The 26,055-nt window shown below is 73.1% G+C and carries 24 protein-coding genes; 14 read left to right on the top strand and 10 right to left on the bottom strand.

Annotation, left to right across the window (positions count from 1 at the left end):
* Positions 1 to 11 precede the first annotated feature (11 nt).
* From GTY96_RS13410 to GTY96_RS13390, 5 genes are read right to left on the bottom strand one after another with little or no spacing between them, the layout of a single operon-like run.
* Positions 12 to 2,381, bottom strand: coding sequence for a HEAT repeat domain-containing protein (locus tag GTY96_RS13410; protein ID WP_143909133.1), 2,370 nt, complete (start codon positions 2,379 to 2,381; stop codon positions 12 to 14).
* On the bottom strand, positions 2,378 to 4,921 hold the full coding sequence (locus tag GTY96_RS13405; RefSeq protein WP_161664924.1) for a methyl-accepting chemotaxis protein: 2,544 nt from the start codon (positions 4,919 to 4,921) through the stop codon (positions 2,378 to 2,380). The genes GTY96_RS13410 and GTY96_RS13405 overlap by 4 nt, the downstream gene beginning before the upstream one ends.
* Positions 4,902 to 5,348: a chemotaxis protein CheW gene (locus GTY96_RS13400; protein ID WP_143909137.1), complete on the bottom strand. Its 447-nt coding sequence runs from the start codon at positions 5,346 to 5,348 to the stop codon at positions 4,902 to 4,904. The genes GTY96_RS13405 and GTY96_RS13400 overlap by 20 nt, the downstream gene beginning before the upstream one ends.
* The gene (locus GTY96_RS13395) at positions 5,345 to 7,450 is read right to left on the bottom strand and encodes a chemotaxis protein CheA (RefSeq protein ID WP_143909139.1); all 2,106 of its coding nucleotides are present in this window, start codon (positions 7,448 to 7,450) and stop codon (positions 5,345 to 5,347) included. Before GTY96_RS13395 ends, GTY96_RS13400 begins: the two co-directional genes overlap by 4 nt.
* Complete coding sequence (locus GTY96_RS13390; RefSeq protein WP_143909141.1) at positions 7,447 to 7,839, bottom strand: response regulator; 393 nt, start codon at positions 7,837 to 7,839, stop codon at positions 7,447 to 7,449. Before GTY96_RS13390 ends, GTY96_RS13395 begins: the two co-directional genes overlap by 4 nt.
* Before the next feature lie 204 nt (positions 7,840 to 8,043).
* On the opposite strand from GTY96_RS13390, the gene GTY96_RS13385 reads away from it, so the two are divergent.
* A complete protein-coding gene (locus tag GTY96_RS13385) occupies positions 8,044 to 9,594 on the top strand; it encodes a response regulator (protein ID WP_161664923.1) in 1,551 nt (516 codons plus the stop codon).
* Positions 9,595 to 9,619: 25 nt separating this feature from the next.
* Here GTY96_RS13385 and GTY96_RS13380 read toward each other — a convergent pair whose 3' ends face one another.
* Positions 9,620 to 9,994, bottom strand: a complete 375-nt coding sequence (locus tag GTY96_RS13380) for a response regulator (RefSeq protein ID WP_143909145.1) — start codon at positions 9,992 to 9,994, stop codon at positions 9,620 to 9,622.
* 188 nt (positions 9,995 to 10,182) lie between these two features.
* Here GTY96_RS13380 and GTY96_RS13375 point away from each other — a divergent pair, with 188 nt between their 5' ends.
* Together GTY96_RS13375 and GTY96_RS13370 are read left to right on the top strand one after the other, a co-directional pair.
* Positions 10,183 to 10,872: a cyclase family protein gene (locus tag GTY96_RS13375; RefSeq protein ID WP_201756031.1), complete on the top strand. Its 690-nt coding sequence runs from the start codon at positions 10,183 to 10,185 to the stop codon at positions 10,870 to 10,872.
* A complete protein-coding gene (locus GTY96_RS13370; RefSeq protein WP_161664922.1) occupies positions 10,869 to 11,951 on the top strand; it encodes a glucose 1-dehydrogenase in 1,083 nt (360 codons plus the stop codon). The genes GTY96_RS13375 and GTY96_RS13370 overlap by 4 nt, the downstream gene beginning before the upstream one ends.
* Here the strand turns inward: GTY96_RS13370 and GTY96_RS13365 are convergent.
* Entirely contained in the window at positions 11,926 to 12,582 is a 657-nt protein-coding gene (locus tag GTY96_RS13365; RefSeq protein ID WP_143909150.1) for a GNAT family N-acetyltransferase, read from the bottom strand. The genes GTY96_RS13370 and GTY96_RS13365 overlap by 26 nt on opposite strands.
* Before the next feature lie 114 nt (positions 12,583 to 12,696).
* Here GTY96_RS13365 and GTY96_RS13360 point away from each other — a divergent pair, with 114 nt between their 5' ends.
* Positions 12,697 to 12,939 carry a hypothetical protein gene (locus GTY96_RS13360; protein ID WP_143909152.1) on the top strand — a complete coding sequence of 81 codons (243 nt, stop codon included), beginning with the start codon at positions 12,697 to 12,699 and terminating at the stop codon, positions 12,937 to 12,939.
* Between the two features lie 126 nt (positions 12,940 to 13,065).
* Here the strand turns inward: GTY96_RS13360 and GTY96_RS13355 are convergent, their stop codons facing one another.
* Positions 13,066 to 14,241: an FAD-dependent oxidoreductase gene (locus GTY96_RS13355; RefSeq protein ID WP_161664921.1), complete on the bottom strand. Its 1,176-nt coding sequence runs from the start codon at positions 14,239 to 14,241 to the stop codon at positions 13,066 to 13,068.
* A 109-nt stretch (positions 14,242 to 14,350) separates the two neighbouring features.
* Here GTY96_RS13355 and GTY96_RS13350 point away from each other — a divergent pair, with 109 nt between their 5' ends.
* Complete coding sequence (locus GTY96_RS13350; RefSeq protein WP_161664920.1) at positions 14,351 to 15,022, top strand: TetR/AcrR family transcriptional regulator; 672 nt, start codon at positions 14,351 to 14,353, stop codon at positions 15,020 to 15,022.
* 43 nt (positions 15,023 to 15,065) lie between these two features.
* Here GTY96_RS13350 and GTY96_RS13345 read toward each other — a convergent pair whose 3' ends face one another.
* Positions 15,066 to 17,036 (bottom strand): sensor histidine kinase, encoded by a 1,971-nt coding sequence (locus GTY96_RS13345; protein ID WP_161664919.1) that lies wholly within the window; start codon positions 17,034 to 17,036, stop codon positions 15,066 to 15,068.
* Positions 17,037 to 17,311: 275 nt separating this feature from the next.
* On the opposite strand from GTY96_RS13345, the gene GTY96_RS13340 reads away from it, so the two are divergent.
* The 5 genes from GTY96_RS13340 to GTY96_RS13320 all read left to right on the top strand — a co-directional run bounded on the left by GTY96_RS13340 (position 17,312) and on the right by GTY96_RS13320 (position 21,890).
* Positions 17,312 to 17,764, top strand: a complete 453-nt coding sequence (locus GTY96_RS13340) for a Fur family transcriptional regulator (RefSeq protein ID WP_143909160.1) — start codon at positions 17,312 to 17,314, stop codon at positions 17,762 to 17,764.
* Between the two features lie 188 nt (positions 17,765 to 17,952).
* Positions 17,953 to 18,330, top strand: a complete 378-nt coding sequence (locus tag GTY96_RS13335) for a response regulator transcription factor (protein WP_143909162.1) — start codon at positions 17,953 to 17,955, stop codon at positions 18,328 to 18,330.
* Positions 18,331 to 18,450: 120 nt separating this feature from the next.
* Complete coding sequence (locus GTY96_RS13330; RefSeq protein WP_143909164.1) at positions 18,451 to 18,939, top strand: hypothetical protein; 489 nt, start codon at positions 18,451 to 18,453, stop codon at positions 18,937 to 18,939.
* 199 nt (positions 18,940 to 19,138) lie between these two features.
* Positions 19,139 to 20,680, top strand: a complete 1,542-nt coding sequence (locus GTY96_RS13325; protein WP_143909166.1) for a hypothetical protein — start codon at positions 19,139 to 19,141, stop codon at positions 20,678 to 20,680.
* A 295-nt stretch (positions 20,681 to 20,975) separates the two neighbouring features.
* Positions 20,976 to 21,890, top strand: coding sequence for a metallophosphoesterase (locus tag GTY96_RS13320; protein WP_143909168.1), 915 nt, complete (start codon positions 20,976 to 20,978; stop codon positions 21,888 to 21,890).
* Positions 21,891 to 21,896: 6 nt separating this feature from the next.
* Here GTY96_RS13320 and GTY96_RS13315 read toward each other — a convergent pair whose 3' ends face one another.
* A complete protein-coding gene (locus GTY96_RS13315) occupies positions 21,897 to 22,334 on the bottom strand; it encodes a DoxX family protein (RefSeq protein ID WP_143909170.1) in 438 nt (145 codons plus the stop codon).
* A 217-nt stretch (positions 22,335 to 22,551) separates the two neighbouring features.
* Between GTY96_RS13315 and GTY96_RS13310 the strand changes: the two genes are divergently transcribed.
* From GTY96_RS13310 to GTY96_RS13295, 4 genes are read left to right on the top strand one after another with little or no spacing between them, the layout of a single operon-like run.
* Positions 22,552 to 23,442, top strand: a complete 891-nt coding sequence (locus GTY96_RS13310; RefSeq protein WP_328700862.1) for a transporter — start codon at positions 22,552 to 22,554, stop codon at positions 23,440 to 23,442.
* Positions 23,442 to 24,176, top strand: a complete 735-nt coding sequence (locus tag GTY96_RS13305) for a hypothetical protein (RefSeq protein WP_161664918.1) — start codon at positions 23,442 to 23,444, stop codon at positions 24,174 to 24,176. Before GTY96_RS13310 ends, GTY96_RS13305 begins: the two co-directional genes overlap by 1 nt.
* The gene (locus GTY96_RS13300; RefSeq protein WP_143909174.1) at positions 24,173 to 25,477 is read left to right on the top strand and encodes an ATP-binding protein; all 1,305 of its coding nucleotides are present in this window, start codon (positions 24,173 to 24,175) and stop codon (positions 25,475 to 25,477) included. Before GTY96_RS13305 ends, GTY96_RS13300 begins: the two co-directional genes overlap by 4 nt.
* On the top strand, positions 25,474 to 26,031 hold the full coding sequence (locus tag GTY96_RS13295; protein ID WP_143909176.1) for a response regulator transcription factor: 558 nt from the start codon (positions 25,474 to 25,476) through the stop codon (positions 26,029 to 26,031). Before GTY96_RS13300 ends, GTY96_RS13295 begins: the two co-directional genes overlap by 4 nt.
* Positions 26,032 to 26,055 lie beyond the last annotated feature (24 nt).

Below are 26,055 nucleotides of genomic sequence, written 5' to 3'. Positions count from 1 at the left end.
GCGGTGGGGGCTCAACGTCCCAGCGCCAGCAGGCAGGCGCGGCGCACGTCCGCGTCCTCGTCGCGGTGGGCCGCGCGGTCCAGCGCCTCGCGCGCCTCCACCGTGCCCAGCGCCGCCACCGCGGGGGCCGCCGCGCGCCGTCCGGAGGAGCTCGCGGAGGCCAGCGCCTGCATCAGCGCCGCCCGCGCGTCCGCCCGGCGCATGCGCGCCAGGGCCGCCACCAGCAGGGGCGCGGTCGCGTCGTCCGCCACCTCCAGCGCCGACAAGAGCCCGGGCAGCCGCCCGTCCACCGGCAGCGCCAGCGCGCCCACCACCTGCTCGCGCAGCATCACGTCCCCCAGCAGCGACACCAGCGACTGCGTGGCGTGCGTGCCCGTGCGCGTGGCGAGGAAGCCCACCGCCGCGCTCCGCACGCTGTCGTCCCGGTCCCCCGCCGCGCGCAGCAGCGCGGGCAGCGTCTCCGGCGCGTCGTACTCCGCCACCGCCGACAGGGCGACGAGCCGCGTGGCCGGGTCCTCCGAGTGCACCGCCTCCAGCAGCACCGGCAGCGCGTCCGGACGGCGCGCCACGCCCAGGCCCAGGAGCGCCGCGCGGCGCACGTCCGCGTCCGCGGACGCGGCGGCCCGGCGCAGCGCCGCCATGGCGCTCTCCGTGTGCAGGTGCGCCAGCGCGTCCACCACCGCCACGCGCACCTGCCCCGCGTCGTCGTTGGCCAGCGCGACGATGGCGTCCGCGGCGGCCTCCTCGTTGAGCTTCCCCAGCGACTGGCACGCGTAGTAGCGCACCCACGGGTCGCGGTCGTTCAGGCCGCCCAGCAGCGTGGAGGTGATGCGGGCCTGCTTGTCCGTCTGGCCCAGCGCGCGCATGGCGGTGGCGCGCGTGCGCTCCGACTCGTGGCTCGCGGCGGACAGGAGCGCGTCCACCGCCCGCGGGTCGTCGATGAAGGGCAGGCCGTAGATAGCCGCGTCGCGCAGGCGCTCGTCCGGGTCCCGCATGGCCAGCAGCAGCGCGTCCAGGCCGCGCGGGTAGCCGAAGTACGCCACGATGCGCAGCGCCGCACGCCGCTGGCGCGTGTCCGGTGAGCGCGCCGCCTCCAGCGCCAGGGCCTCCGTCGTGTCGCTGCCCAGCGACTGGATGGCGCCCACCACCGCCTGCGACACGCGGGGGTCCTCGTCCGACAGCCGCGCGAAGAGGGCGGGCACCGCGGACGTGTCCCCGATGCGCGACAGCGTCTCCGCCGACAGCGCGCGCACCGTCGCGTCCCGGTCCTCCAGGCACAGGAGCACGTCCGGCACCGCGGCGGAGCGCTTGCCCACCAATGGCAGGAGCACCCGGCGCCGGGAGCTGTCGCCGTCGCGCAGCGCCTGCAATATCTGCGCGTCCGCGTCCGCGCCCAGCTCTCCCAGCGCCGCCGCCGCCGCGCGCGACACGCCCAGGTCCTGTGAGTCCAGCAGCTTCAGGAGCCCGGTCGCCGCGTCCGCGCCGCCCACCCAGCCCAGCAGCCGCGCCACCGAGGTCTTCTCCCCCGCGTCCGCGCCCGCGATGACCTGGGCCAGCCGGCGGCCGGTGGGGTGAGGCTCCGCCGAGGCGGAGCGCAGCACCGACGGCACCGTGCGCGCGCCGCCGAAGCGCTGCACCTGCGCGTCGTGGATCTCCACCAGCGCCACCGCCGCCACGCGCACCACCGCGTCGTTGCCGCGCTGGAGCAGGCCCACGAGCGCGGGCACCGCGGCCTCCTGGCCGGTGCGGCCCAGCGCGCGCGCCGCCTCCAGCACGTAGAAGGGGTCCGACAGGAGCGCCATCAGCGCCGGCACGACGGTGGGGTCGCCCGAGCGGCCCAGCACGTCGATGGCGGGGAAGATGCGGAAGAAGTTGCCGCTGCCCAGCGACTCCAGCAGCGCGTCCACCGCGGCGCCGCCGCCCACGCGCCCCAGCGCCTCGATGGCGGCCACCGCCACGTTGTCGTCCGGGTGCACGATGAGCCGCGACAGCAGCGGCACGGACTGGCGGCTGCGGCGGCGCCCCAGCACCTGGGCGGCGTCGCAGACGATGGCGGGGTTGGCGTTCTCCCCCAGGGCCTCCACCGGGCGCTCCACGTCGCCGGTGGCGGCCACCAGCGCGTCCACCGCCGCGGCGAGGCGCGCCTCGTTGTCCCGCGAGTGGCGGAGCACGTCGCACAGGGGCTCCACCGCGGGGGTGCCCAGCCGCGCCAGCGCGGACACCACGGCGCGGCGCACCGCCCACGACGGCGCGTCCAGCCCGGCCACCAGCACCGGCAGGCTCGCCGGGCCCCGGCGCGCCAGCTGCTCCACCTCCTCCACCCGGGCGCGGTCCTCCGCGGACAGCGACAGCGGGTGGTGCCGCGTGCTCGGGCCCGTCACGTGGGCTGCTCCCGGGGGTTCCGGGCGGCGGCCGGCTCCGCCGCGCCCAACAGCCCGCTCAAGTGAGAGAGCCCCTCCACCTGCTCGCCTTGCAGCCGCGTGAGCTGGCCCAGCCGGCCCGCCACCTCGCGCACCTCCCGGGCGCTGACGGCCGTGGAGCGCGCCTGTTCGGCGGTGGTGACGGCGATCTCCCGCGCTCGCGTGCGCATCTCCTCCACGGACCGCCCCAGCTGCTCCGTCACCGACGCCTGCTCCTGCGCGGCCTTCGCCACCGCCGCCGCGCCCGAGGCCTGCTTCGCGGCCGACGTGGACAGCAGGCTCAGGGCCTCCGTCTGTTCATCCAGCGCGCGCGCGGTCATCTTCGCCACCCGGCGCACGTCCTCCGCGCCGCGCACCAGCGACGTCAGCGCCTGGGCCTGCTCCCCCGTGGCGCGCGTCACCTCCTTGGCCAGGTTCGCCACCTGGCGGCTGGCCACCTCGCCCTGCTTGAGGGCGCGGGCCTGCTCCGCCATGGCGCGCGTGGACTGGGCCACCTCCTTGCGCGTGGCCTCCATGGCGCGCGCCACCTCCTGCGCGGCCTTGGCCTGCTCCGCGACGCCGGTGAGCGTGCGCTGCGTGGAGGACGCCACCTCCTGCGCCGTGGCCCCCATCACGGCCACCTGCTGCCCCTGCGCCGTCACGGCGCCGCTCACGCCCTGCACCAGCTGCCGCATCTGCACCGTGCCCCGGGCCAGGTCCGTGGCGGCCTGCGCCTGCTCCTGCATCGCGCGCGACACCTTCTCCGCCACCTCCGTCAGCTGGTGGTTGGAGCGCACCGCGTCGCGCAGCGCCTTGGCCTGGTCCTGCGTGGCCTGGGTGGTCTGCCGCGCCATGCGCCGCATCTCCGTGCCGCCCTGGGCCAGGGCCTGCGCGGCCTGCGCCTGCTCCACCGAGGACGCGGCGATGAGCCGGCCCTGTTCGCTCACCTTCGCCGTGGCCAGGACCAGCGACTGCACGGCTTGCACCTGCTCCGCCGACGCGCGCGACGCCTCGCGCACGCTCTGGCCCAGGTCATCCACGCCCTTGAGGATGGTGCCCAGCGCCCGCTCCGCGTCCCCCGCCAGCGCCGCGCCCTCGTCCGCCGCCCGCACGCCCTCGCCGGTGGCCACGGCCGCCTCGCGCGCCGTCGTCTGGAGGCCCCGGACGATCTTCGCCACGTCGGCGCTGGCCACCGCCGCCCGGTCCGCCAGGGCGCGGATCTCCTCCGCCACCACCGCGAAGCCGCGGCCGTGCTCCCCGGCGCGCGCCGCCTCGATGCTGGCGTTGAGCGACAGGAGGTTGGTGCGGTCCGCGATGAGGTTGATGGCCTGCACGATGTCGCCGATCTCCTCCGCGCGCCGGCCCATCTCCTTCATCACCCCGGAGGACTCCACGATGGACTGGCGGATGCGGCCGAAGCCCGCGATGGAGCGCGCCACCGTGGCGCCGCCCTCGCGCGCGCTCGTGCCCACCCGTTCGGCGGCCAGCCGCGCCTCCTCCGTCATCTGCGCGGCGCGGCGCGTGGACGCCTCCAGCTGCGCGGACGCGGTGGCGCTGGTGGACGCCAGGCCGTTGATGCTCTCCGCGGCGCGCGCCACCGCCTGGGCGGAGCGCGACAGCTGCTCGATGGTGGCCGCGTTGGCGTCCACCACGGCCGCGTTCTTCTCCGCGGTGGCGGCCACCTCCTCCACGCTGGCGGCCACCTCCTGCACGGTGGACGCGGTGGCGACCGCGCTCGCCTCCAGGGTGCGCGCGTGGTCCGCGACGCCGCGCGCGCTGCGGGCCACCTGTTCGGTGGTGGCCGCCGTGTCCTCCACGCTGGCGGCCATGGTGGCCGCGTCGCGCCCCACCTCCTGGAGCGCCTTGCCCAGCGACACCACGGCGCCGGACACCTGCCCCATGCGCTCGCCCACGCCCTGCGCGTCCTGCGACAGCCGGGTGATGCCCTTGGACATCTCCTCCACGGTGGCGCCCACCTGCTCCGTGGTGGCGGCGCTCGTCTGGTTGCGCACCACCAGGTCCTCCACGGTGGCGGTCATCTCCTGCATGCTCGCCAGCAGCTCCTCGCTGGAGGCGGCCAGCTCCTCCGCGTTGGCGCTCACGCCCTTCACCGAGCGCGCCACCTCCTCCAGGGTGGTGGCCGTCGCGTCCGCGCTCGTGGCGAGCACGCCCGCGTCCTTGCGCACGCCGGACACCGACGCGGTGATCTCCTGCATCGTGCCCGCGGTGGCCTCCACCTCCTGCTGCACGCCCTTCGCCAGCGTGCCCACCGCGCCCTGGCTCTTCACCAGCGACTGCACCGCCGCGCTGGTCTGCTCCACCTGGGCGGCCACGGACTCGATGGCGATGCGCACCTGCTCGCCCGCCGCCGCCTGCTCGTTGCCCGCGGAGGCCAGCCGCGTGGCCAGCTGCTCGGTGGACTTCACCAGGCCCGCGCCCTCCTCCACCTGGAGCGAGGCCCGCTCCGCCAGCGCGCGCGCGTCTTCCAGGCGCAGTCCGCTGCTACCCTTGTCCGTCGACATCCGCCGCCTCCTCCCCCACCACGCGGGGGAAATCGATGAGCATCACCAGCCGCGGGCCCACCTGCGCCACGGCCTTCACGAACCCCTTCGCGCCCTCCACCACCATGGGCGGGGGCGGCTGGATGGTGCGAGGGTCCAGCTTCAGCACCTCGCGGGCGCTGTCCACCAGCAACCCCACGGTGCGCTCGCCCAGCTGGCCCACCACCACCCGCCAGTCCAGCGACGGCGTCCCGGCCGGCAGCCCGAAGCGGGCCCGCGCGTCCACCACCGGCACCACCCGGCCGCGCACCTGCACCAGCCCCGCCACGTGCGCGGGCGCCCCTGGCACCGGCGTCGCGCCGGTGAAGGACTCCATCTGCACCACGTCCGCCGCGGGCATCGCGTATTCCGTCCCGTCCACCTTGAACAACACGTGCAACACGCTCATGACACCCACTCCCCTGCCCTGGGCTTGCGCCCGCGGCGGCCCAGGTGCGCCGCGCCGAGCGCCCCCAGGTCCAGCACCAGCGTGGGCCGGCCGTCGCCCAGGTCCGTGGCGCCCGCCACGCCCGGCACGCGCACCAGCGGATCCTCCAGCGGACGCAGCACGATCTCCTGCTGGCCCAGGAGCCGGTCCACCGCGAAGGCCACCGGCTCCCCGCGCTGCCGCACGATGAGCGCCTTGCACTCCCGGGTGGGGCCCGCGTCCGCCTCCGAAGGCGCCCGCCGCGCCGCCGGGTCCAGCAGCCGCGCCAGCGACACCAGCGGCACCGCCGCGCCTCGCCGCTCCACCAGCCCCACGCCGTCCACGCCCGCGGGGCGCACCACGCTCCCCACGTCGATGAGCTCCTCCACCGTGCCCACCGCGACCGCGTACTTGAGGCCCGCGCACTCGAAGACGATGGCGTCCAGCAGCGTCACCGTGAGCGGGACGCGCAGGCTGAAGGTGGTGCCCGCGCCCTTGCGCGTCTCCATCCGCAGCTCGCCGCCCAGCTGCTCCACGACGATGCGCCGCACGATGTCCATGCCCATGCCCCGGCCGCTGGTGCGCGTGGCCTCCTGGCGCGTGGACAGGCCGGGCCGGCACAGCAGGTCCAGCAGCGCGTCCACCGACTCCGGCACGGGGGCGTTCGCCGCCTTCGCCACCGCCTTCGCGTCCACGCCCCGGCCGTCGTCGCGCAGGGTGATCTCCAGCTGGCCCCCGGCGCGCGCGTGGCTGGTGAGGCGCACCAGCCCCTCCGGCGGCTTGCCCAGGGCCTGACGCTCCTCGGGCAGCTCCAGCGCGTGGTCCACCGCGTTGCGCACCAGGTGCACCAGCGCGGGCAGGAGCCGGTCCGCCACGGCCTTGTCCAGCTCCGCGTCGCCCACGTCCAGCTCCAGGCGCACCGCCTTGCCCGTGGTGCGGCGCAGGCCGCGCACCAGCAGGGGCAGCCGCTCCAGCACGTCGCCCACGCGCACCATGCGCAGCCGCAGGATGGCCGAGCGCAGGTCGCGCAGCTGCCGGCCATTCTCCTGGAGGATGGCGACAAGCTCCCGCGTGGGGGCCCCCGCCTGGGTGAGCGCCGCCACCGCGCGCGTCAGCCGGGAGCGGTTGACCACGAGCGCCGCCAGCCACTCCATGGCCTCGTCCAGCCGCGACACCTCCACGCGCAGCAGGCCCCCGCCCCGGCGCGCCTCCGGCTCGTCGTTCAGCGCGTCGTCCAAGGCCAGGGGCGGGGCCGGGGTGTCCACCCCACCCGAGGCCAGGGCCGCCACGGAGGCCACCGGCTCGGCCTCCTCCAGCGCGGCGGCGGCCAGCGAGCGCACCGTGGCGGGCGGGCCGCCCACGGCCTCCAGCAGCGCGGCGTCCTCCGCGCGGGTGACGAGCAGCAGCGCGAACGCGAGCGACGCGCCCGCCGCGGCGGCGCCGGACAGGGGCAGCACCTTCACGATGTCCGAAAGCTTCGCCACGCGCTCGCGCACGGTGTTGATGGTGAGGCCCTTCGCGGCGCGCTCCGCGGACGGCACGAAGTCCAGGCGCACCGCGCGCTGGTCTCCGGACAGTCCGCCCTCCAGCTGCTCGCGCTCCGACGGCGTCAGGCGCGAGGCGAACGCGGCCTCCACGTCCAGCGCCACGGCCCGGGTCCGGCGCGGCGCGGACTCCAACACCTGGGGACCCAGCGCCTCCAGCCGCTCCAGCAGGCCCACCGGCGCGGGCGAGGCCGGCTTCCCGGCGCCCAGCTGCCGCACGCGCTGCTCGATGGCGCGCAGGCCCTCCACCAGCGGCTCCACGCTGGCCTCCGGCAGACGGCCACCGGCTTGATCCGCCAGCCGCAGCGAGGCCTCCATCCAGTGCGCCAGCGCGACGATGGGCTCCACGTCCACCATGGCGGACAGGCCCTTGAGGGTGTGCACCGCGCGGAACAGCTCCCGCACGGCGCGGGGCTGGGCGGCACCCCGGCGGACGGCCTCCTCCACCGCGAGCAGGTCCTTCTGCGCGGAGGCCAGCAGCTCATCCACCTCCGCCAGGTAGGCGGGGAGGAACTCCGCGAACTCCCCGGATGCCGTCACCCGCGCGGCGCCTCGGCCGGGCGCTTCTCCAGGAGTTCCCGGGCCGCGCCCTGGATGGAGTCCGGCGTGAAGGGCTTGGTCATGAACCGGTCCGCGCCGGCCCGCAGGGCGCGCTCGCGGGAGGCTTCGTCGCCTCGGGTCGTGACGATGATGATGGGCAGCGCCCGCAGGTGATCCTGCCCCCGCACGAACTCCACCACCTCGATGCCGCCGATATCGGGCATGTTGAGGTCCAGGACGAGCAGGTCGTAGGGCTTGAGCGACAGCTGCTCGATGGCCTCCAGGCCGCTGGAGGCCTGGGTGAAGCGGCTCTCCGGGTAGGGGCGCAGGCAGGCGACCACCATGTCGCGCATCACCTTGCTGTCATCGACGACGAGTACTTCGGGCATGGCGTCCTCTGGAAACGACCGGCCAAGCTAGACCGATTCCAACCCGCTGAAAGAAATGAGTCATGGAGGGCACGGTGAACGTTGGCTTCTCCACGCATGCTCCGGACGAATCCCCGTGGCCCCCTACTGGATGACGCCTGTCGCGTGAACATCCCCCCCTCCTCGCGCACCCGCCGCGTCCATCCCGCGAATCGACCCCCGTCCATGCCTCCACCGTCCGACACCTTCTTCCCCCGCCCTCCGGGAGCCCCCTCCGGTGACACCAGCACCCCACCCTGCGTCTGGGTGGTGGATGACAGCGCGAGCGAGGCGCGGTTCATCACGTCGGCCCTGGGAACGGGATTCAAGGTGGAGACGTTCCCGGATGGCGCTGGGATGCTCGAGCGCCTGCACGCCGGGCGTGCGCCGGACGTGGTGGTGCTGGACTGGGAGATGCCGGGGATGTCCGGTCTGGAGGTGTGCCAGTTCCTGCGCGGCGAGCCGGAGACGCAAGCACTCCCGGTGCTGCTGCTCACCGCGCATGGCCGGCCGGAGGACCTGGTGCAGGGCCTGCGCGCGGGCGCCAACGACTACGTGGCCAAGCCCTTCCGCACGGAGGAGGTGCGCGCGCGCGTGAACGCGCTGGTGCGCACCAAGCGGCTGATGGACGACGTGCGGCGCGCGGACCGGGAGAAGGCGGAGGTGTTCGCGCAGTTGGAGGCGCTCCTCACGTCCGCGCCCGTGGGCATGGCGCTGCTGGACCGGGACCTGCGCTTCATGCGCGTCAACGCGCGGATGGCGAGGATGGACGGGCTGTCGGTGGACGCCTACGGAGGCAGGACCCTGGCGGAGGTGCTGCCCCTGCGGGCCCCGAGGCTGGAGCCCGTCCTCCGCCGCGTGCTGGAGACGGGCGAGGCCACCGAGGAGCTGCCCTTCACGCAGAGGCGGCCGGGCGTGCCGCCCGATGGGCCGGGAAGCGACCTGCACCTGATGGGCAGCTACCACCCGGTGCGCACCGCGCGGGGCGAGGTGCTGGGCGTGGGCGCGGTGGTGGTGGACGTCACCCGGCACATGCAGGCGGAAGGCGAGCTGCGCGCGTCCGCGGAGTTCCGCGAGCGCTTCCTGGGCATCGTCGGCCACGACCTGCGCAACCCGCTCAACGCCATCCGCATGGCGGCCAGCTTCCTCCTGGCCAGTGAACAGATGCCCGCCGCGCTGGTGCGCACCGCCAGCCGCATCATCACCAGCACGGACCGGATGACGCGGATGATCACCGAGCTCTTGGACTTCACGCGCAGCCGGCTGGGCGGCGGCATCCCGCTGACGCCGGGCGCCACGGACCTGGGGCAGGTGGCGCGTCAGGTGGTGGAGGAGCTGGAGCTGGCGCACCCGAACCGCACCGTGAAGGTGACGGCCATGGGGCCGCTGGCGGGACGGTGGGACGCGGACCGGCTGGCGCAGGTGCTGAGCAACCTGCTGGGCAACGCGCTCCAGTACAGCCCCGCGGAGAGCACGGTGGAGCTCACGCTCCGGGGCGAAGCGGAGCGGGTGGTGGCCTGGGTGAGCAACCCCGGGGAGCCCATCGCCCCGGAGGACCTGGCCCTGCTCTTCCACCCCTTCCAGCGCGCGCACACGGGCGCCCACGTGCCGTCCGGCCTGGGCCTGGGGCTCTTCATCTCCGAGCAGATCATCCGCGGCCACCGGGGCACGCTGGACGTGGCCTCGGACGCGAAGCGGACGGTCTTCACCCTCACCCTGCCGCGAGGGGGAGCCTGAGCGGACGCCGCGCGCGCGGGCCCGCTCAGGCGGCGGGGCAGTGCCGGGCCACCGTGGCCAGCAGCTCCGCGATGTCCACGGGCTTGCGCAGCAGGCCCACCGTGCCCGGAGGCGCCTTGGCGGAGAAGTGGGCGGTGAGCATCAGCACCGGCAGCTCGCGGTAGCGGTCGTCCTGCCGCAGCCGGTGGAGGAACTCATGTCCATCCATCACCGGCATCATCAGGTCCAGCAGCACCAGGCACGGCTGGGACGTGGCGGCCAGCACGTCCAGGGCGGCCTGACCATTGGCGGCCTGGAGCACGGTGTAGTCCTCCATCTCCAGCAGCTCCGCGACGACCTCGCGCAGGTCGGGCTCGTCGTCGACGATGAGGATGGTGGAGCGAGGAGACGGGGTCACCACGGCGGACAGCCTACGCAGGCCGCCCCACTGCCGCCAGCAATGACGTGCGTCCTCCGCGAGGACGGGACGGGCAGGCGGACGGGGGATGAGGCCGCACGGCCGGGCGTCCCCTGGGTCCAGGGCAACCGTTGGAGCACGCCATCCCCCGCCGCGTCCATCCGGTGACACCGCGTGCCTAGGCTTGGGACATGCCCACGCATTCGACCTTGGAGGTCATCGGGAACGCCGCCCCCTGGGTGGATGTGACGGTGCCCGTCCACGACGGGATGGTGCACTGGCCGGACAACCCGCCCATCCAGGTGCGCCACCACCTGGACCTGTCGAAGGGGGACGCGGCCAACGTCTCGCACCTGTCCCTGGGCGTCCACTCCGGCACGCACGTGGACGCGCCCGTGCACTTCATTCCAGGCGGGATGGGGGTGGACGCGATGCCACTCGACCGGCTGCTCGGCGACGTGCGGGTGGTGTCCCTGCCGCGAGGCCCGGCCATCACGGTGGAGGCCCTGAAGGCCCATGCGCCCCGGCGGGGCGAGCGCCTGCTCTTCAAGACGCGCAACTCCTCTCACCCGTGGCACGCGGCGGACTTCCAGCCGGGCTTCACGTACCTGTCGAGCGACGGGGCGCGCTACCTGGTGGAGACGGGCGTGCGCACGGTGGGCATCGACTACCTGTCCATCGCGGGCATGGACGAAGGGGAGACGACCCACCGGCTCCTGCTGGAGGCGGGGGTGTGCATCATCGAAGGGCTGGACCTGACGGAGGTGGAGCCCGGCGACTACGAGATGATGTGTCTGCCCTTGCGGCTCGCGGATGGAGACGGGGCGCCGGCACGTGTGTTGTTGCGCTCACGGATGGATGAACGAGGAGGGCCGCCATGAAGGCCGTTGCCGTGTTTCCGGGCACCCATGAGGTGCGAGTGATTGACGAGCCGCAGCCCCAGGTGATCCGGGGCACGGAGGTGCTGCTGCGGATGCGGGAGGTCGGCATCTGCGGCACGGACCGGGAGGTCGCCGCGTTCGAGTACGGCGAACCGCCGCCGGGCGAGGACCACCTCATCATCGGGCACGAGGCGCTGGGCGAGGTGGTGGCGGTGGGGCCGGAGGTGACCAAGCTGCGGCCGGGGGACCTGGTGATCCCCTCCGTGCGCCGGCCGTGTCTGCACGCGGAGTGTCTGGCCTGCCGTTCCGGACGGCAGGACTTCTGTGTCACCGGCGACTTCCGGGAGCGGGGCATCAAGCAGACGCACGGCTTCCTCACGGAGTCCACGGTGGAGGACGAGGCGAACCTCACGCTGGTGCCTCCGGACCTGGCGGACGTCGCGGTGCTCACGGAGCCGCTGACCATCGCGGCGAAGGCGATGCAGCAGGTGAAGACGCTGCAACAGCGGCTGCCCTGGGAGCCGTCGCGCCAGCGGTCCGTGGTGCTGGGCGCCGGGCCGGTGGGGCTGCTGGGCGCGATGACGATGGTGGCGAACAACTTCGAAACGCACGTGTATTCGATGGAGAGCGGCGACAGCGACCGGGCGGACCTGGTGCGCTCGTTTGGCGCGGGCTACATCTGCAGCCAGGACTGCGCCCCGGAGGATTTGGGCAAGCGGCTGGGCAACATCGACCTCATCTACGAAGCGGTGGGCAGCTCTCATCTGGCGTTCACCGCGCTGGAGTCGCTGGGGCCCAACGGGCTGTTCATCTTCACGGGCATCCCGCCGCTGGGCGGCCCCTCGCCGCTGCCGGCGGACCAGCTCATGCGGAACATCGTGCTGGAGAACCAGCTGATCTTCGGCACGGTCAACGCCAGCCGCAGCGCGTATGCCCTGGCCCTGCGCCTGCTGGGACAGTGCATGGCGCTGTTCCCCGACAGCGTGCGGCGGATCATCACCGCGCACCGGACCATCGACGAGGCGCCGGGGATGCTGCGCAAGCGCAGCGGCATCAAGGAGGTCGTGCGGCTGTCGTGAAGCCCGGCAGGGGCTGCCCCAGCACGTCGAAGGCCTGGACCGGTATCCCGGCGGCGCGGCTGCCGGGATACGCGTCCGCGAACAAGGTCCAGATCATCGTGTCCCGGAGCAGGCCGTCGGGCGCGACCAGGCGCTTCTGGAGGGTGGCCTCGTGGGTGAACCCCAACCTGCGGGCCACCTCCGCGCTCCGGACGTTGCGGGGGTCGCAGTGGATCTCCACCCTTCGTACCCGCTCCACCTCGAAGGCGACGCGGGTGAGCGCCCCCGCCACCTCGGTCGCGAGGCCGCGGCCCACGTGCGCGGCCGCGATCCAGTAGCCAATCTCCAGGGCCCCCTCCCCCACGCGGGGATGCAGGCCGGTGCCGCCCAGGACCTCGATGCCGTCGCGGGCGAACACGCCATAGGCGTAGTCCTGCCCCAGGTCGAAGAGACCGCGCATGCGGCGCAGGTGCCCGGCCTGCCGCGTGACATCCATCGGGTAGCTCTTGGCCCACTCCATCCAGGGGAGCAGGTGGTCCAGGCTGGACTCGATGGCGCGCAGCGCCAGCCCCGCATCCGCCGGGGACCAGCAGCACAGGCGGGCGTGCTCGGTCTGGACGGTGTAGGCGGGACCGGAAGGGATTGTATTCATGGCGAACCCGGGGGTTGGGGGCCCATCGTAGACGATGCCCCGCAACTCTTCCGGCGGTCGCGTGTTCACCCTGGAAGACCCCGCGGATTTTCCTCCGCCCCTTCCGGAGTTCCCATGCGCCGCTCCATTGTCGCCGCCACCGCCACCGTCGCCTTCTTCCTGGGCTGTGCCGCCAACCACGCGTACGCGGAGCGTCAGCCGCGCATGCGCGACGCGCTCGCGCACCTGGAGTCCGCCCTGGCCGACCTGCGCGCCGCGAGCGCGGACAAGGGCGGCTACCGCGTGAAGGCCATCAGCCTCACGGAGCAGGCCATCACCTCCGTCCGGGATGGCATCCAGTACGACAACCGCCACTGACGCATCCCCGTCCTCCGCGCTCAGTCAGCCAGGGGGAATCCCCCGCCTCCTCCGGGCGTGATGTGTCACGCCCTGAAGACTCCGGGGGGACGCCATCGGGAAAGGGACTGCCTGCCTGATGCGCCTTTAGTCGCTGCCGGGGACAGGACGACCGTGCTCCGCGGTGGGCGGTGCCGCGGTCGGCTCCGCGCCGGTGAAGAAGGCGATCAGCCCGTGCGGAGCGTCGTCTCCGAAGCACAACCGGTGGATGTTCGCGGAGTCGACAGCCTCCTTCGCGCTCCGGGCGAACATGGCTTCCTCGTACTCGGCGAGCGCGGCTTCAACGTCACCCCGGTGCGCGGCGAGGGCCTTGCCGAGCTCCGCGCCGTCATACATCGCGAGGTTGGCGCCCTCACCGGACGGTGGCATCAGGTGCGCGGCGTCGCCGAGGAGCGTCACGCCGGGCACGCGCTCCCACCGGTGTCCCACCGGGAGCGTGTGGATCATCCGGGGGACGAGGTCCGTCTCGCCGTCGGTGATCAGCGCGGTGAGCTCGGGCGCCCAGCCGTCGAACTCCGCCGCGATTCGAGCCTTCGCCACCTTCACGTTGGTGAAGTCGATGCCCGCGATCCACTCCCGTGGCTGGCTGACCGCGACGTAGGTGTGCAGGGCGCCGTGGGTCTCGCGGTGGGCCTGGATGCCCTTGCCGGGCGCGAGGGCGAGCATGGCCCCGCCTCCGACGACCTTCGCGCTGGCCGGGTGACGCGCGTCGGCGTCGAGCAGGTAGGTCTCGATGAACGAGAGGCCGACATACTCGGGCCTCGCGTCGGACAGCAGCGGCCGAACCTTCGACCAGGCACCGTCCGCGCCGACCAGGAGGCCCGTCGTGACCGTCGACCCGTCCGCGAACGTCACCTCATGACGCCCGCCGCCGAGCGGGCGGACGGCGGTGACCTTGCGTCCCCACTGGACGGCTCCCTCGGGCAGCGAGTCCAGCAGGATGCGCCGCAGCTCACCGCGATGCACCTCGGGGCGACGGCCGCCGCCGTCGTCGGGCTCGTCGTAGAGGACCGTGCCGTGTGAGTCGAGCACCCGCGTCGCCTCGCCGCCTTCATGGATGATCCGGCGGAACTCGTCGAACAGTCCGGCCGCCTTCAGCGCGAGCTGCCCGTTGTAGTCGTGGATGTCGAGCATCCCGCCCTGCGTGCGCGCCCCCGCGGACGCCTCGGCCTCGTAGACCGTGGCGGCGATGCCGTGGACCTGGAGGACGCGCGCGAGCGTCAGCCCGCCGAGGCCGGCGCCAATGATGGCAATCGAAGTCATCGTGCTTCCTTTCGAAGGAGAGGCCGCTCGCCGGCACGTCCGCCGGACTCTGGAACGCCGTTCCATGAATCATACTGGAACGCCGTTCCAGACCTGTCAAGATGAGGCCATGGCGAAGGCAACGCGCGGGTCGGAACGACGTGAGGACGCGCTCTCACGCGAGCGGATCGTCGACGCGGCGATCCAGCTGCTCGACGACGAGGGCGAGGACGGGTTGACCTTCCGCGCGCTGGCCACGCGGCTGGCGACGGGGCCCGGGGCGATCTATTGGCACATCGCGAACAAGAGCGAGCTGCTCGTCGCCGCCAGTGACGCGGTCGTCGCCCGCGCGATGAGCGAGGTCCCCGCCTTCGCCACGCCGCACAAGGCGATCCGCGGGATCGCCGTCGGGGTGTTCGAGATGATCGACGCGCATCCGTGGGTGGGCGCGCAGCTCTCTCACGCTCCGTGGCGGACCGCGATGCTGCAGCTCTTCGAGCGCATCGGGCGCCAGCTCCAGGCGCTGCGGGTCCCACGCGGCGCCTGGTTCACGTCGGCGTCGGCGCTGTTGAGCTACATCATCAGCGTGAGCGTCCAGAACGCCGCGAACGGCCGCCTGTTCGAGCCGTCCGTGGACCGCGCTGACTTCCTCGAGACGGTGTCGGCCCAGTGGAAGGAGCTCGACGCCCACGCGTATCCGTTCACCCGGAGCGTCGCGGCCCAGCTGCGCGAGCACGACGACCGCGCCGAGTTCCTCGCCGGCATCGACCTCATCCTCGCCGGGATCACGGCCTCGCTGTAGCCAGTCCCAGAGCGGCGCCCGACACCTTCCGTCAGGCCGTGAATCAGGCGGCGGCGACGGGAGGTCCAGCCAGCGGCAGGCGCACGCTGAAGGCGGAGCCCGCTCCAGGGGTGCTCGACACCGTCACCTGACCGCCGTGGGCCTCCACGATGCGCTGCAAGCGGTACAGCCCCAGGCCCAGGCCACCGTAGTTTCGCGCGGGCACCGCGCGCTCGAAGCGGCGGAAGAGCCCATCCACCCGGTCCGGCGCGATGCCGATGCCGTGGTCGCGCACCACCAGCAGCGCCGAGTCCGCGTCCGCTTGGATCTCCAGCTCCACCGGCCTGCCCGGCCCGAACTTCACCGCGTTGGACAACAGGTGCGTCACCACCTGCCCCAGCCGCAGCGCGTCCCAGCGGCCCACCGCCGGCTGGGCCTCGCGCACCACCAGCAGGCACCCCGCGCGCGACGCCATCTCCTCCGAGCGCAGCACCACGTCCCGCACCACCCGCCCCAGGTCCACGGCCTCCAGGTTCAGCCGGGGTGCGTGGCTCTGGAGCCGCGACACGTCCAGCAACCCCTCCACCAGGTCCGCCAGCCGCTGCACCTGCCGGTCCGCCGCCACCAGCGCGCGCTCCAGCCGCTCCGGCCCCACGTGCTGCTCGTGCTTGAGCGCCGCCGCCGTGCCCTGCACGCGCAGGCGCAGCGCGGCCAGCGGCGTGCGCAGCTCGTGCGCGGCCACCGACAGGAACTCGTCCCGCGCGCGCACCGCCTCACGCGTCTCGCGGTACAGCCGCAGCTGCTCCGTCACATCGCCGATGATGCCCGCCATGCGCACGGGCCGCCCCTGTCCGTCCCGGAGCGCGCGCCCCCGGCTCACGCACGAGCGGTAGCCCCCCGCCTCGTGCTTGAGCCGGAAGGACACGTCATAGGGCGAGCCCTGCTCCAGGTGCTGGGTCAACGCGGCCGCCACCGCGTCCCGGTCCTCCGGGTGCACCCGCGCGAGGAACGCGTCCGGGGTGCCCGGGAAGTCCTCCGGCTTCAGGCCCAGCATCTCCAGCAGGCGCGGGCTCCAGTACATCGTCTGGCGGCGCACATCCCAATCCCATACACCGTCGTAGGAGCCGGACACCACCAGCCGGTAGCGCTCCTCGCTCTCGCGCGCCACGCGCTCGGCCTGCTCCAGCAGTCCCACCCGCCGCTCCAGCTGCCGCACCATCGCGTACAGGTGCGCTTCGGTGGACAGCTCGCCCGGCACGGGCGCGGGCAGCGGCCCCTCCGCGCCGGACTCCCGGAGCAGCACCGCCACCAGCGCGTCATCCCCCTGCGCGCGCCGCACGAAGCCGTTGGCGCCCACGTTGGCCGCCATGCGCAGGTCCAGCTCGTCCGGCGCGGTGGCGTGCGTGAGGACGACGGGCACCCGTGAAAGCTTTGGGTCCTGGCGCAATGCCAGACACAGTCGGAAGCCATCCAACCGGGGCATCAACACATCCGCCAGCACGATGTCCGGCCGCCGCCGCCGCGCCAGCTCCAGCGCGGACAGGCCGTCCTCCGCCAGCAGGACCTCGAAGCGGAACGGAGCCAGCGCCAGCTGCAGGAGCTTGCGGAAGACCGGGTCGTCCTCCGCCACCAGCACCCGCCAGGGAGGCGCGCCCCCCGCGTCCCGCGCTTCGGGCGGCAGCGCCTGGCGCACCGCCTCCACCCGCGCGCCCAGCGACAGGGGCGGCGTGAGGAAGCCCGCCACCGGCACGTCCAGGCGGCCCAGCGCCTCCTGCTCCGCCAGCGGCGCCTCCACCCAGAGGCTCGCGCCAGAGGCCCCCAGCGCCTCGCGCAGCGCCGTCAGCGGCCCGCCCGCGGACGCCAGCAGGCCCGCCGTCACCAGCACCAGCTGCACCGGCGCGGACTCCCGCAGCGCCCGCACCAGCGGCTCCAGCCCCACCGCCAGGAGCACCCTCCAACCCTGGCTCTGGAAGGCCAGGGACAAGAGCTCCCGGTGGGGTCCGGGGGCTTCGACGAGCAGCAGGGTGGGCTTCATCGGGGCGGGGAACCAGAAGAACGGGCGCGGGCGACAGGTCGTGCTGGAAAGGTGGGACCCCAACGGCCCACGTCCAGGCTGGGAAGAGGCGCAGTGTGGGGACCAGGCCCCCTGAGTCAAGGCAACCGTGCGGAAGTGTTGGAAGTTGGAAGGGCACGGACCGGGGAGTCGGCCCACGGCTGGCTCGGCGCGTCACAGCTACAACCGGGCTACAGGTACACCTGACTTGCACTGGCACCGGGACGTAACGCGGTGGGTGTGTTATTCGACCGCGCATGGGTGCCAAGAAAGTCACCGCGCAGGAGAAACTGACCGGGTTCCAGGACCGGATTCGCGCCGCGGGGCTGCGCAGCACCGCGCCTCGGGTGGCCGTGCTGCGCAAGCTGGAGACCGCCACGGCGCCCATGAGCCACGCGGACCTGGTGGAAGAGCTGGGCGGCGAGGGCTACGACCGGGTCACCATCTACCGCAACCTCACCGACCTCACCGAGGCGGGCCTCGTCGTGCGCGCCGACCTGGGCGACCACGTCTGGCGCTTCGAGCTCAAGCGCGCCGGCGGCACCGAGCACGCCAACAGCCACCCCCACTTCACCTGCACCGACTGCGGCACCGTGGCCTGCCTCCCCGAGGAGTCCGTGCGCCTCACCACCGCCCGCGGCGTCCCTCGCGCCGTGTCCCAGCGCGCCGTGGAAGTGCAGCTGCGCGGCCTCTGCGACCGCTGCGAGTAGTCCCCCCTCCTCCCCCTCCCGCCAGGCATGGAGACGCCCGTTCAGGGTGTGCTCACTGGTAGGCACACGCCCACACCAGAACTTCCGCTTCGTTGGACCCGGGCACAGATTCGTTCTGGCGAAGGCGGGGCCCCGCCGTCCTGGCTCGGGGGACGGAGCGGCGGCTCCCAGGCTCACAGGGGGGACTGATGGAAGCCCATCACACGCTGCTGGTCGTCGACGACGACATGGACATCCGGGACGCGCTCCAGGACGCGCTGGAGCTGGAAGGGTACGCCGTGCAGCTGGCGGCGGACGGCCTGGAGGCGCTGGAGCGGCTGCGCTCCTCGGAGCCCCGGCCCCAGCTCATCCTGCTGGACCTGATGATGCCGCGCATGGACGGCGTCGCCTTCCGCGAGGCCCTGCGCCACGAGCGCGCGTGCTCGGACATCCCGGTGTTGGTGGCCAGCGCGGACCTGGACGTGCGGGACACCGTGGACGGGATGGGCGTGGCGGGCTACCTGCGCAAGCCGCTGGACCTGTCCGCGCTGCTCTTGACCGTGAAGCAGCTCTGCCTGCCGGTCTGAACGCCTGCCTGCTCCCCCCTCGACGGGGCGGACTGGCCACGAGGGGCCGCTTGGCGCGGCAGCATGTCCGCCCCACCCTTCTGGCCAGACATCGCCTCCATCCACGAAAGGGAGCGGACCATGAAGAAGCTCATCGTCGCGACTGTGCTGTGCCTGGGAACGGCCGCGTTCGCGCAGGAGCGCACCGGCACGCCGCAGAACCCGGCCCCGACCGCGCCCAGCGCGCAGCAGTACAATGGCCCCTCCACGGGCGTGGAGGCCCAGCAGGTGGGCCCCGCCATCGGTGACGCCGCGAAGTCGGCGGTGGGCGCGGACACGTCCAAGGACAAGGCGGACGCCGCGAACAAGACCGGCGTGTGGAAGATGAAGGACGCCTACAGCCTGAGCGGCACCGTGAAGAAGCCGGAGAAGGGAGACATCACCATCACCCGCACCGATACGCTTCCGGAGGTGAAGCTGGAGGTGCGTGACGCGACGGTCGTGACCCTGGACGGCAAGACGGTGAAGGCGAACGAGCTGCCGGAGGGCGCCAGCGTGCGCGCGAAGTTCCAGCTGCAGGGGGATGACTCCGTCGCGCTGGAGCTGAGGGCCAGCTCGCCGAAGAAGTAATCACAGACCGTCTCCTCGTGACGCACCGCCGGGCCCGCTTCCCCTCCACGGAGAAGCGGGCCCGGCTTTTTTGCTACCCAGCCTGGGCACCCGAGACGCCCTCCTGGGAAAGGGATTGCCCCGCGACCGACCAAGACCCGCACGCCCGGTCGCTCCGTGGGTGGGTACACCGCTTGCTTAGCCGCTGTGTGGGGAGACCATGGTGAAACGACGATTGTTGGGCGTGTGTATGGGGGCGATGCTGCTGGCGGCGGGGGGATGTGGCGGGGGGGATGTGCATTCGAACCCGGCGGAGGGCACGGACCCCATCGATCCTCCGCCAGAGACTGACGCGGGGACCGACGCGGGCACGGAGGACGGTGGCATCGACGCAGGCACGGATGCGGGGACGGACGGTGGCACCGACGCGGGGATGGATGCGGGCACGGACGCGGGCACCGACGCGGGGACGGACGGCGGCAGCGACGGGGGCACGACCGAGGACCCGTGGCCGACGGACGCGGTGATGAACTACTCGGACCGCTATGGCATTGGCCGGGTGCGGTCGGTGGGCATGGACCTGGGCCGGAACATCTGGGTGCTGGACGGAGAGCGCATCGGCGTGGTGCGCGCGGACACGCAGAAGCTGGTCTGGGTGTCCGGCGCGGTGGGCCAGGCGGCCCAGGGCAACAGCTCCACGGTCATCTGCGGCGGCGAGGCGGGGCGGGCCTACGTGGGCTACGGCGCGCCGGACCTCCAGGTGGATCCCGAGTTCCCGGGGCTGCACACCAACTTCATCGTCACGGCGAAGCCGTGTGAAGTCCCGGTGAGCACCCAGACCTGCTACCCCTTCAGCGAGCGTCGACTCCAGCTCTACCGGCAGGGCGACGTGGACGCGGTGAAGCTGGACGCCAGCGGCCAGGTCGTCCTGGAGGAGCACATCAACCAGTCGGTGCGCGCCAACACCGACGCGCAGGGCAACCCCATCCTCCAGACCGGCCCCCGCGTCGTGGACGGCGTCAGCCTGGGCATCCGCAACAGCAACGACCACCACTTCGATGAAGACCGCGCCATGCTCAGCTGCACGTCGGTGCTGCGCGGCGCGAACAAGGGCGACGTCTTCTTCGGCACCAACCACGGCGTCGTGCGCATCCGCGGCCTGACGTACAACGCGCACCGGCACCCGGTGTGGTTCGACTCGCACGGCTCGCAGTACGCGGGCTACACGTACAGCCTGGGCATCTCGCCGGACGGCGACGTGCTCATCGCGAACGAGTGGAACTTCGGCACCGTCACGCCCTCCACGAAGGTGGAGACCTGGGACGACACGCAGACGCCCACCATCAACCAGCAGAAGGTGAAGTCCTCCTTCCTGCCGGAGGTCAACTCGCAGGCGGAGTTCGACTCGTGGCGCGGCTTCCAGCAGACGACCGACGGGGTCTACTACCTGGGCAGCAAGTCCTTGGGCCTGTGGCAGATGACCATCATCTCCGCCGGCAATCCCTACCAGAAGGGCACCCGCATCGGCGCGGACGTGTCGGCGCTGGACGCCATCAACTCGCTGGCGTCCACCAACGACGGCTCTCTCTTCATCGGCACCAACGCGGGCGGCCTGTACCGGCTCACCCCCGCGAAGACGCTGGAGAAGGTAACGGGCGTGCGAGGCAGCAAGGTGCTCCAGCTCGTCTACGACGGCTCCGCGACGCCCGGCATGTTGCTGGTGCTCACCTCGGAGGGCCTGACGGTGCTGCGGGGCAACTGACCGCGGCGGCGCGCGCCACCGCCATCAAGGGCCCCTCGGCACGCCGCGCTGGCGCCGAGGGGGCCTCCCCGGCGGAAGACGGGTCCCACCCTGGCGCCGGGGCGCGGCGCATGTCGCACCGGAGGGGCGCGGCGAGCTCGCCTGGAAGCGCGCGGAAATGTTCCAGAAACCGGCCCGGTTCTGCTTCCGCCCTCCTGCTGACCGCGAGGGAGCAGGCGGGCCGGGCGGCCGGGCTTCACGCATGTCCGCGCCGTTCTCTACAATCGCCCTCGTCTCGCAGGAGGAATCCGAAAGCATGCGCCTGAGACTCGCCCGCCGCCGCCACGCCGCTGGTGCCGCCTCCACCGTCGCCCAGGCGGAGGCCGAAGCGCTGGAGCCCCACGGCCGCAACGAGCTCCAGGCGCGGGGACCGGATCCCTTCCGGCCGGACCAGCGCCTGCGGTGGCGCGACCACTTCGTGCTGACGGAGCACCTGCTCCAGCTGGACAGCATCCCCGCGGAGCATGACGGCCTGCGCATCGCGCAGCTGTCGGACGTGCACGTGGGGCAGGCGACGTCGGACGTGCGGATCCGCCGCGCGGTGGCCGCGGTGAACGAGGCGGCGCCGGACCTGGTGTTCCTCACGGGCGACTACGTCACGCACAGCCCCAAGCCGCTGCCGCGCGTGCGCCAGCTGCTCCAGGGCCTCCAGGGTCCCGTCTTCGTGGTGCTGGGCAACCACGACCACTGGGTGGACGCGGCGTACCTGCGCGCGGGCTTCGAGGACCTGGGCTACACGGTGCTCCAGAACGAGCACCGGGTGGTGCACGTGAAGGGCGCGCCGGTGACGGTGCTGGGCGTCGACGACGGGCTCACGCGCATGGACGACGTGGAGGCCACGTTCCGGGGGGCGCCCACGTCCGGCACGCGGCTGGTGCTGGCCCACACGCCGCCCACCGCGGAGAAGCTGCCGGCGCACGCGGGGCTGGTGCAGTTCTCCGGGCACACCCACGGCGGGCAGTTCGTCGTGCGCGGCCTGACGGAGGCCCTCTTCCGCCGCGCGGGGCAGCCGTACATCCGCGGCCACTACCGGGTGAACGGCAACCACCTGTACGTGAACCAGGGCCTGGGCTTCGGCTTCGGAGGCCCGTACCTGCGCCGGGGCAGCACGCCGGAGGTCGCCTTCTTCACGCTGCGCACCGCGCGGGCGGCCCACGTCGGGGCGCCCTGAGGACGCTCAGCGCAGGGGCGCGCCCAGCTTCATCCCTCCGAGCGAGGCCTCGCGCTTCTTGCGCGACAGGCTGAAGGGGCCAGGCCCGAAGTAGACGATGAGCAGCGCGCCCCCCGCCATGGAGAGGTTCTTCATGAAGTGGATGAGGTTGTTCTGCGCCTGCACCGGATCCGCCATCCGCCAGAAGTGATGGACCATGAAGGCGGAGGCCACCAGGAACACGGCGAGCATGGCGGCGCCCAGGCGGGCGAACACGCCCAAGAGGACGCACAGGCCGCCCACCACCAGCACGCCACCGGACACCAGCACCGCGAGCCGCGCGTCGGGCACGCCGGAGGCCTGGGCGTAGGCGGTGAGCGCCTGGAGCTGGATGAAGTGATTGAGTCCGCTGGTGATGAAGATGACCGAGAACAGCAGCCGTCCCAGCGGCGCGAGCAACCCCATGAATGACCTCCATGCCTCCGGCGTGCCCCGCCCCAACGCGGACGGGCGGGTGTCATTCTCCAGATAGGCATGGACGGGGGGACGCACAGGCGGCCCCGCTCTCCCGCCCGCTCCCCGTACCTGGGGGCGGGGGCTCCGTCCCCGGGGTGACGTCCCCTCGGACTGCGACAACACGCCGCAGTCCGCCAGGAGAGGGGGAGGCTAGTGTGGCCACGCCTTGAGAACCCTGTCCCTGGCCGTCCTGTGCGTCGCGCTCCTGCTCATGCCCGCCTCGAGGGCGTGGGCGTGCGCGAGCTGCGCGTGTGGTGACCCCACGCTCACCTCCATGGGGGGCGAGCAGCCCTTCGAGGGCCGCTTGCGGCTGTCCACCATGCTGCGCGCCTGGGGGCACACGGAGGGCCGGGAGGGCGTGGATGCCCAGCGCCTCCGCGAGCTGCGCATGGACGTGGCGGTGGCGTACGCGCCCCGGCCCTGGCTGGTGCTGGCGGTGAACCTGCCGCTCCAGGCCCGCGAGGTGCGGGACGTGAGCCTCGCGCGGGAGCGCGGCTGGGGGCTGGGCGACATCGACGTGAGCGCGAAGGCGTTCGTGTGGAAGGACAAGCAGTTCTCGCCGGACCACCTGGTGAGCGTGGTGGGCGGGCTGAAGCTGCCCACGGGCCCGCGGCTGAACGCGCGGGACGGGACGGCGCTGGGCATCGACGCGCAGCCGGGCAGCGGCTCCGTGGACCCGATGGCGGGGCTGGCGTGGCAGGGCTTCCGGGGCAACTGGTCGTTCCTGGCGAGCGCCCTGGGCTTCCTGCCCACGCGAGGCCGCGAGGGCTTCCGGCTGGGCGCGTCCGTGCGCACGCAGGTGGCGGCGCAGTACCAGCCCTCCGTGAAGTGGGCGGTGCGCCTGGGCGTGGACAGCCGGGCGGAGCGGGCGGCGGACACGCACGGCGCGCCGGAGGAGTCCGGCGGAGGCTTCATCGCGTATGCGTCACCGGACGTGCTCTTCAGCCCGGGGATGGACGTGGTGGTGCAGGCCGGGGTGCGCATCCCGTTCGTCAACCAGCTGCGCCGGGTGTCGTCCACGCCCATCGCGCAGCTCTCGCTCGCGTACGACCTGTGATGCGCCTGCCTTCGCTGATGGTGCTGGTGCTCACGCTGTGCGCGTGCGGCGAGCGCGTGGACGGCGTGCACGTGACGCTGGGCCTGGAGCACAAGGCCACCGCCGAGGGCGTGGTCGCGGCGGGGGGCGCGCGCACCATCACGCGGGCGGATGGACAGACGCTCACGCTGACGCGCGGCTACGTGACGCTGGGCAGCGTGGAGCTGAGGCCCTGTGAAGAGGCGCTGGGGTGGAGGCTGCTCCGGGCGCTGTCGCCGGTGGGGACCGCGCACGCGCACTCGACGGGGTCGCCGTTGAAGCTGGGCACGCCGCACGTGAGCGGGCTGGAGCGGCCGGATGGGAACGTGCTGACGCTGGGCACGCTGCGCCCGCCGCCGGGGCGGTACTGCCGGGCGCGGCTCACCTTCGAGCCGGCGGACGGGGACGCGGAAGGGATGCCGGCGGCGGACAGCGGCGTGGCCATGGAGGGGCGCACGCTGTGGCTGGAAGGGACGCGGGTGCCCGCGGGAGGTGGGGAGCCCCAGCCCTTCCGGCTGGTGAGCTCGCGCATCGCGACGGTGGACGTGGTGCTGGACGGGCTGACGCTCTCCGAGGACGAGCCGGCGGCCGAGCGCACCTTCGTGCTCGCCTGGGACTCGTGGCTGGCGACGGTGGACGTGGAGTCCGAGGAAGTGGCGGGCGCGGTGCTGGACACGGTGGCCCGCTCCGTGGCGATGTCCTCCGCCGCGCCATGACGACTCCGCCTCCGACGTCCGAACCCTCGCTCCGGGCCCGCATCAACCTGGTGTGGCTCTTGCGGCTGCGCTGGGGCGTGCTGGTGGGTCAGGCGGTGTTGGTGGCGGTGGCGGCCTGGGGGCTCAAGCTGGACCTGCCGGTGCCGGCGCTGTGCACGCTGCTGGCGGTGGAAGCGCTGACGAACGCGGCGGTGCGCGCGGGGCTCGCGAAGGCGAGGCCGGTGGCGGAGGCGGCCATCTTCGGGTTGATGCTCTGGGACACGCTGGTGCTGACGGGGCTGCTGGCGCTGAGTGGCGGGACGCACAACCCCTTCACCACGCTGTACCTGGTGAACGTGGCGCTGGGGACGGTGTTGCTGCCGCCGCGCCGCACGTGGGCGATGCTGGGCTTCACGCTGGTGGCGTTCGGTTCGCTGTTCGTGTTGCAGGACGTGACGTTGCCGGGGCTGGAGCGGCCGGACCACGCGGAGCTGATGCGGCTGCACCTGAGCGGCATGTGGGTGGCGTTCGCGGTGGCGGCGGGCTTCATCGTGTATTTCATTCAAAGGGTGACCCGGGCGCTGGCGCGGCGTGAGCAGGAATTGGCGCAGGCGAGGACCCGGCACGCGCGTCAGGAGAAGGTGGCCTCGCTGGCGACGCTGGCGGCGGGCGCGGCGCATGAATTGTCCACGCCGCTGTCCACCATCGCGGTGGTGGCGAAGGAGCTGGAGCGGGCGCTCGCGGTGTCCCAGACGTCCGAGACCGTGAGGGAGGATTTGAGGCTCATCCGCCAGCAGGTGGACCGGTGCCGGGACGTGCTGGTGCAGATGTCCGCGGACGCGGGCCAGACGACGGGAGAGCCCTTCCAGGCCATTCCGCTGGAGCGGCTGGTGGAGGAGACGCTGGCGGAGCTGCCGGGTCGTGAGCGCGTGCGGGTGGACGTGCCGGACGCGCTGAGGACGTACCCGGTGCACGGCCCGCCGAGGGCGCTGGCCCGGGTGCTGCGAGGGCTGGTGAAGAACGCGCTCCAGGCCACGCCCGTGGGCCGGCCGGTGGAGCTGCGCGCGACCGGGGACGGGACGGGGGCGAGGTTGGAGGTGCGCGACGAGGGCCAGGGCATGCCAGAGGCGGTGCTGTCGCGAGCGGGGGAGCCGTTCTTCACCACCAAGGCGCCGGGAGAGGGCATGGGGTTGGGGCTGTTCCTGGCGCGTTCGCTGGCGGAGCAGCTGGGCGGGTCGCTGGAGCTGCGCTCGAAGGCGGGAGAAGGCACGACGGCGCGGCTGAGCCTGCCGGGCGAGGGCGCGCGGGAGGTGGCGGCGTGAGCACGACTCCGGTGGACCACAGGCCCAGCCTGCTGCTGGTGGACGACGACCACACGCTGCGCGAGCGGCTGGCGCGGGCGTTCCGGGAGCGCGGCTGGGACGTGACGACTGCGGGCAACCACGAGGAGGCGATGGTGGTGGCGGGGCGCGAGTCACCGGAGTACGCGGTGGTGGACCTGCGCATGCCGGGGCACAGCGGGTTGGAGTTGGTGAGGGACTTGCTGGCGGTGGACGCGTCCACGCGAGTCATCGTGCTCACGGGGTACGGCAGCATCTCCACGACGGTGGACGCCATCCGGCTGGGGGCGGTGAACTACCTGCCGAAGCCGGCGGACGCGGACGACATCCTGGCGGCGTTCGCGAGAGCGGAGGAGGCGCCGAACGTGGCGGCGCCGGAGACGTTGCAGGCGCCATCCCTGGCCCGAGCGGAGTGGGAACACATCCACCGCGTGCTCGCGGACAGCGCCGGAAACATCTCCGAGGCCGCGCGCAAGCTGGGCATCCACCGGAGGTCGCTCCAGCGCAAGCTGCAGAAGTATCCGCCGTCGCGTTGATCCGACTTCGCGGCCACATCACCG

This window comes from Corallococcus silvisoli (assembly GCF_009909145.1).
Lineage (GTDB): Bacteria > Myxococcota > Myxococcia > Myxococcales > Myxococcaceae > Corallococcus > Corallococcus silvisoli.
This window is presented reverse-complemented; position numbering and strand designations above follow the sequence as displayed.

Excerpts from the sequence above, each read along its gene's own strand:
- GTY96_RS13365 (WP_143909150.1), bottom strand. The coding sequence starts at position 12,582 with ATGAATACAATCCCTTCCGGTCCCGCCTACACCGTCCAGACCGAGCAC.
- GTY96_RS13305 (WP_161664918.1), top strand. The coding sequence starts at position 23,442 with ATGCGCCTGCCTTCGCTGATGGTGCTGGTGCTCACGCTGTGCGCGTGC.
- GTY96_RS13325 (WP_143909166.1), top strand. The coding sequence starts at position 19,139 with ATGGTGAAACGACGATTGTTGGGCGTGTGTATGGGGGCGATGCTGCTG.
- GTY96_RS13360 (WP_143909152.1), top strand. The coding sequence starts at position 12,697 with ATGCGCCGCTCCATTGTCGCCGCCACCGCCACCGTCGCCTTCTTCCTG.
- GTY96_RS13405 (WP_161664924.1), bottom strand. The coding sequence starts at position 4,921 with ATGTCGACGGACAAGGGTAGCAGCGGACTGCGCCTGGAAGACGCGCGC.
- GTY96_RS13345 (WP_161664919.1), bottom strand. The coding sequence starts at position 17,036 with ATGAAGCCCACCCTGCTGCTCGTCGAAGCCCCCGGACCCCACCGGGAG.
- GTY96_RS13355 (WP_161664921.1), bottom strand. The coding sequence starts at position 14,241 with ATGACTTCGATTGCCATCATTGGCGCCGGCCTCGGCGGGCTGACGCTC.
- GTY96_RS13320 (WP_143909168.1), top strand. The coding sequence starts at position 20,976 with ATGCGCCTGAGACTCGCCCGCCGCCGCCACGCCGCTGGTGCCGCCTCC.
- GTY96_RS13300 (WP_143909174.1), top strand. The coding sequence starts at position 24,173 with ATGACGACTCCGCCTCCGACGTCCGAACCCTCGCTCCGGGCCCGCATC.
- GTY96_RS13370 (WP_161664922.1), top strand. The coding sequence starts at position 10,869 with ATGAAGGCCGTTGCCGTGTTTCCGGGCACCCATGAGGTGCGAGTGATT.
- GTY96_RS13330 (WP_143909164.1), top strand. The coding sequence starts at position 18,451 with ATGAAGAAGCTCATCGTCGCGACTGTGCTGTGCCTGGGAACGGCCGCG.
- GTY96_RS13385 (WP_161664923.1), top strand. The coding sequence starts at position 8,044 with ATGCCTCCACCGTCCGACACCTTCTTCCCCCGCCCTCCGGGAGCCCCC.
- GTY96_RS13315 (WP_143909170.1), bottom strand. The coding sequence starts at position 22,334 with ATGGGGTTGCTCGCGCCGCTGGGACGGCTGCTGTTCTCGGTCATCTTC.
- GTY96_RS13350 (WP_161664920.1), top strand. The coding sequence starts at position 14,351 with ATGGCGAAGGCAACGCGCGGGTCGGAACGACGTGAGGACGCGCTCTCA.
- GTY96_RS13340 (WP_143909160.1), top strand. The coding sequence starts at position 17,312 with ATGGGTGCCAAGAAAGTCACCGCGCAGGAGAAACTGACCGGGTTCCAG.
- GTY96_RS13375 (WP_201756031.1), top strand. The coding sequence starts at position 10,183 with ATGCCCACGCATTCGACCTTGGAGGTCATCGGGAACGCCGCCCCCTGG.
- GTY96_RS13335 (WP_143909162.1), top strand. The coding sequence starts at position 17,953 with ATGGAAGCCCATCACACGCTGCTGGTCGTCGACGACGACATGGACATC.
- GTY96_RS13400 (WP_143909137.1), bottom strand. The coding sequence starts at position 5,348 with ATGAGCGTGTTGCACGTGTTGTTCAAGGTGGACGGGACGGAATACGCG.
- GTY96_RS13390 (WP_143909141.1), bottom strand. The coding sequence starts at position 7,839 with ATGCCCGAAGTACTCGTCGTCGATGACAGCAAGGTGATGCGCGACATG.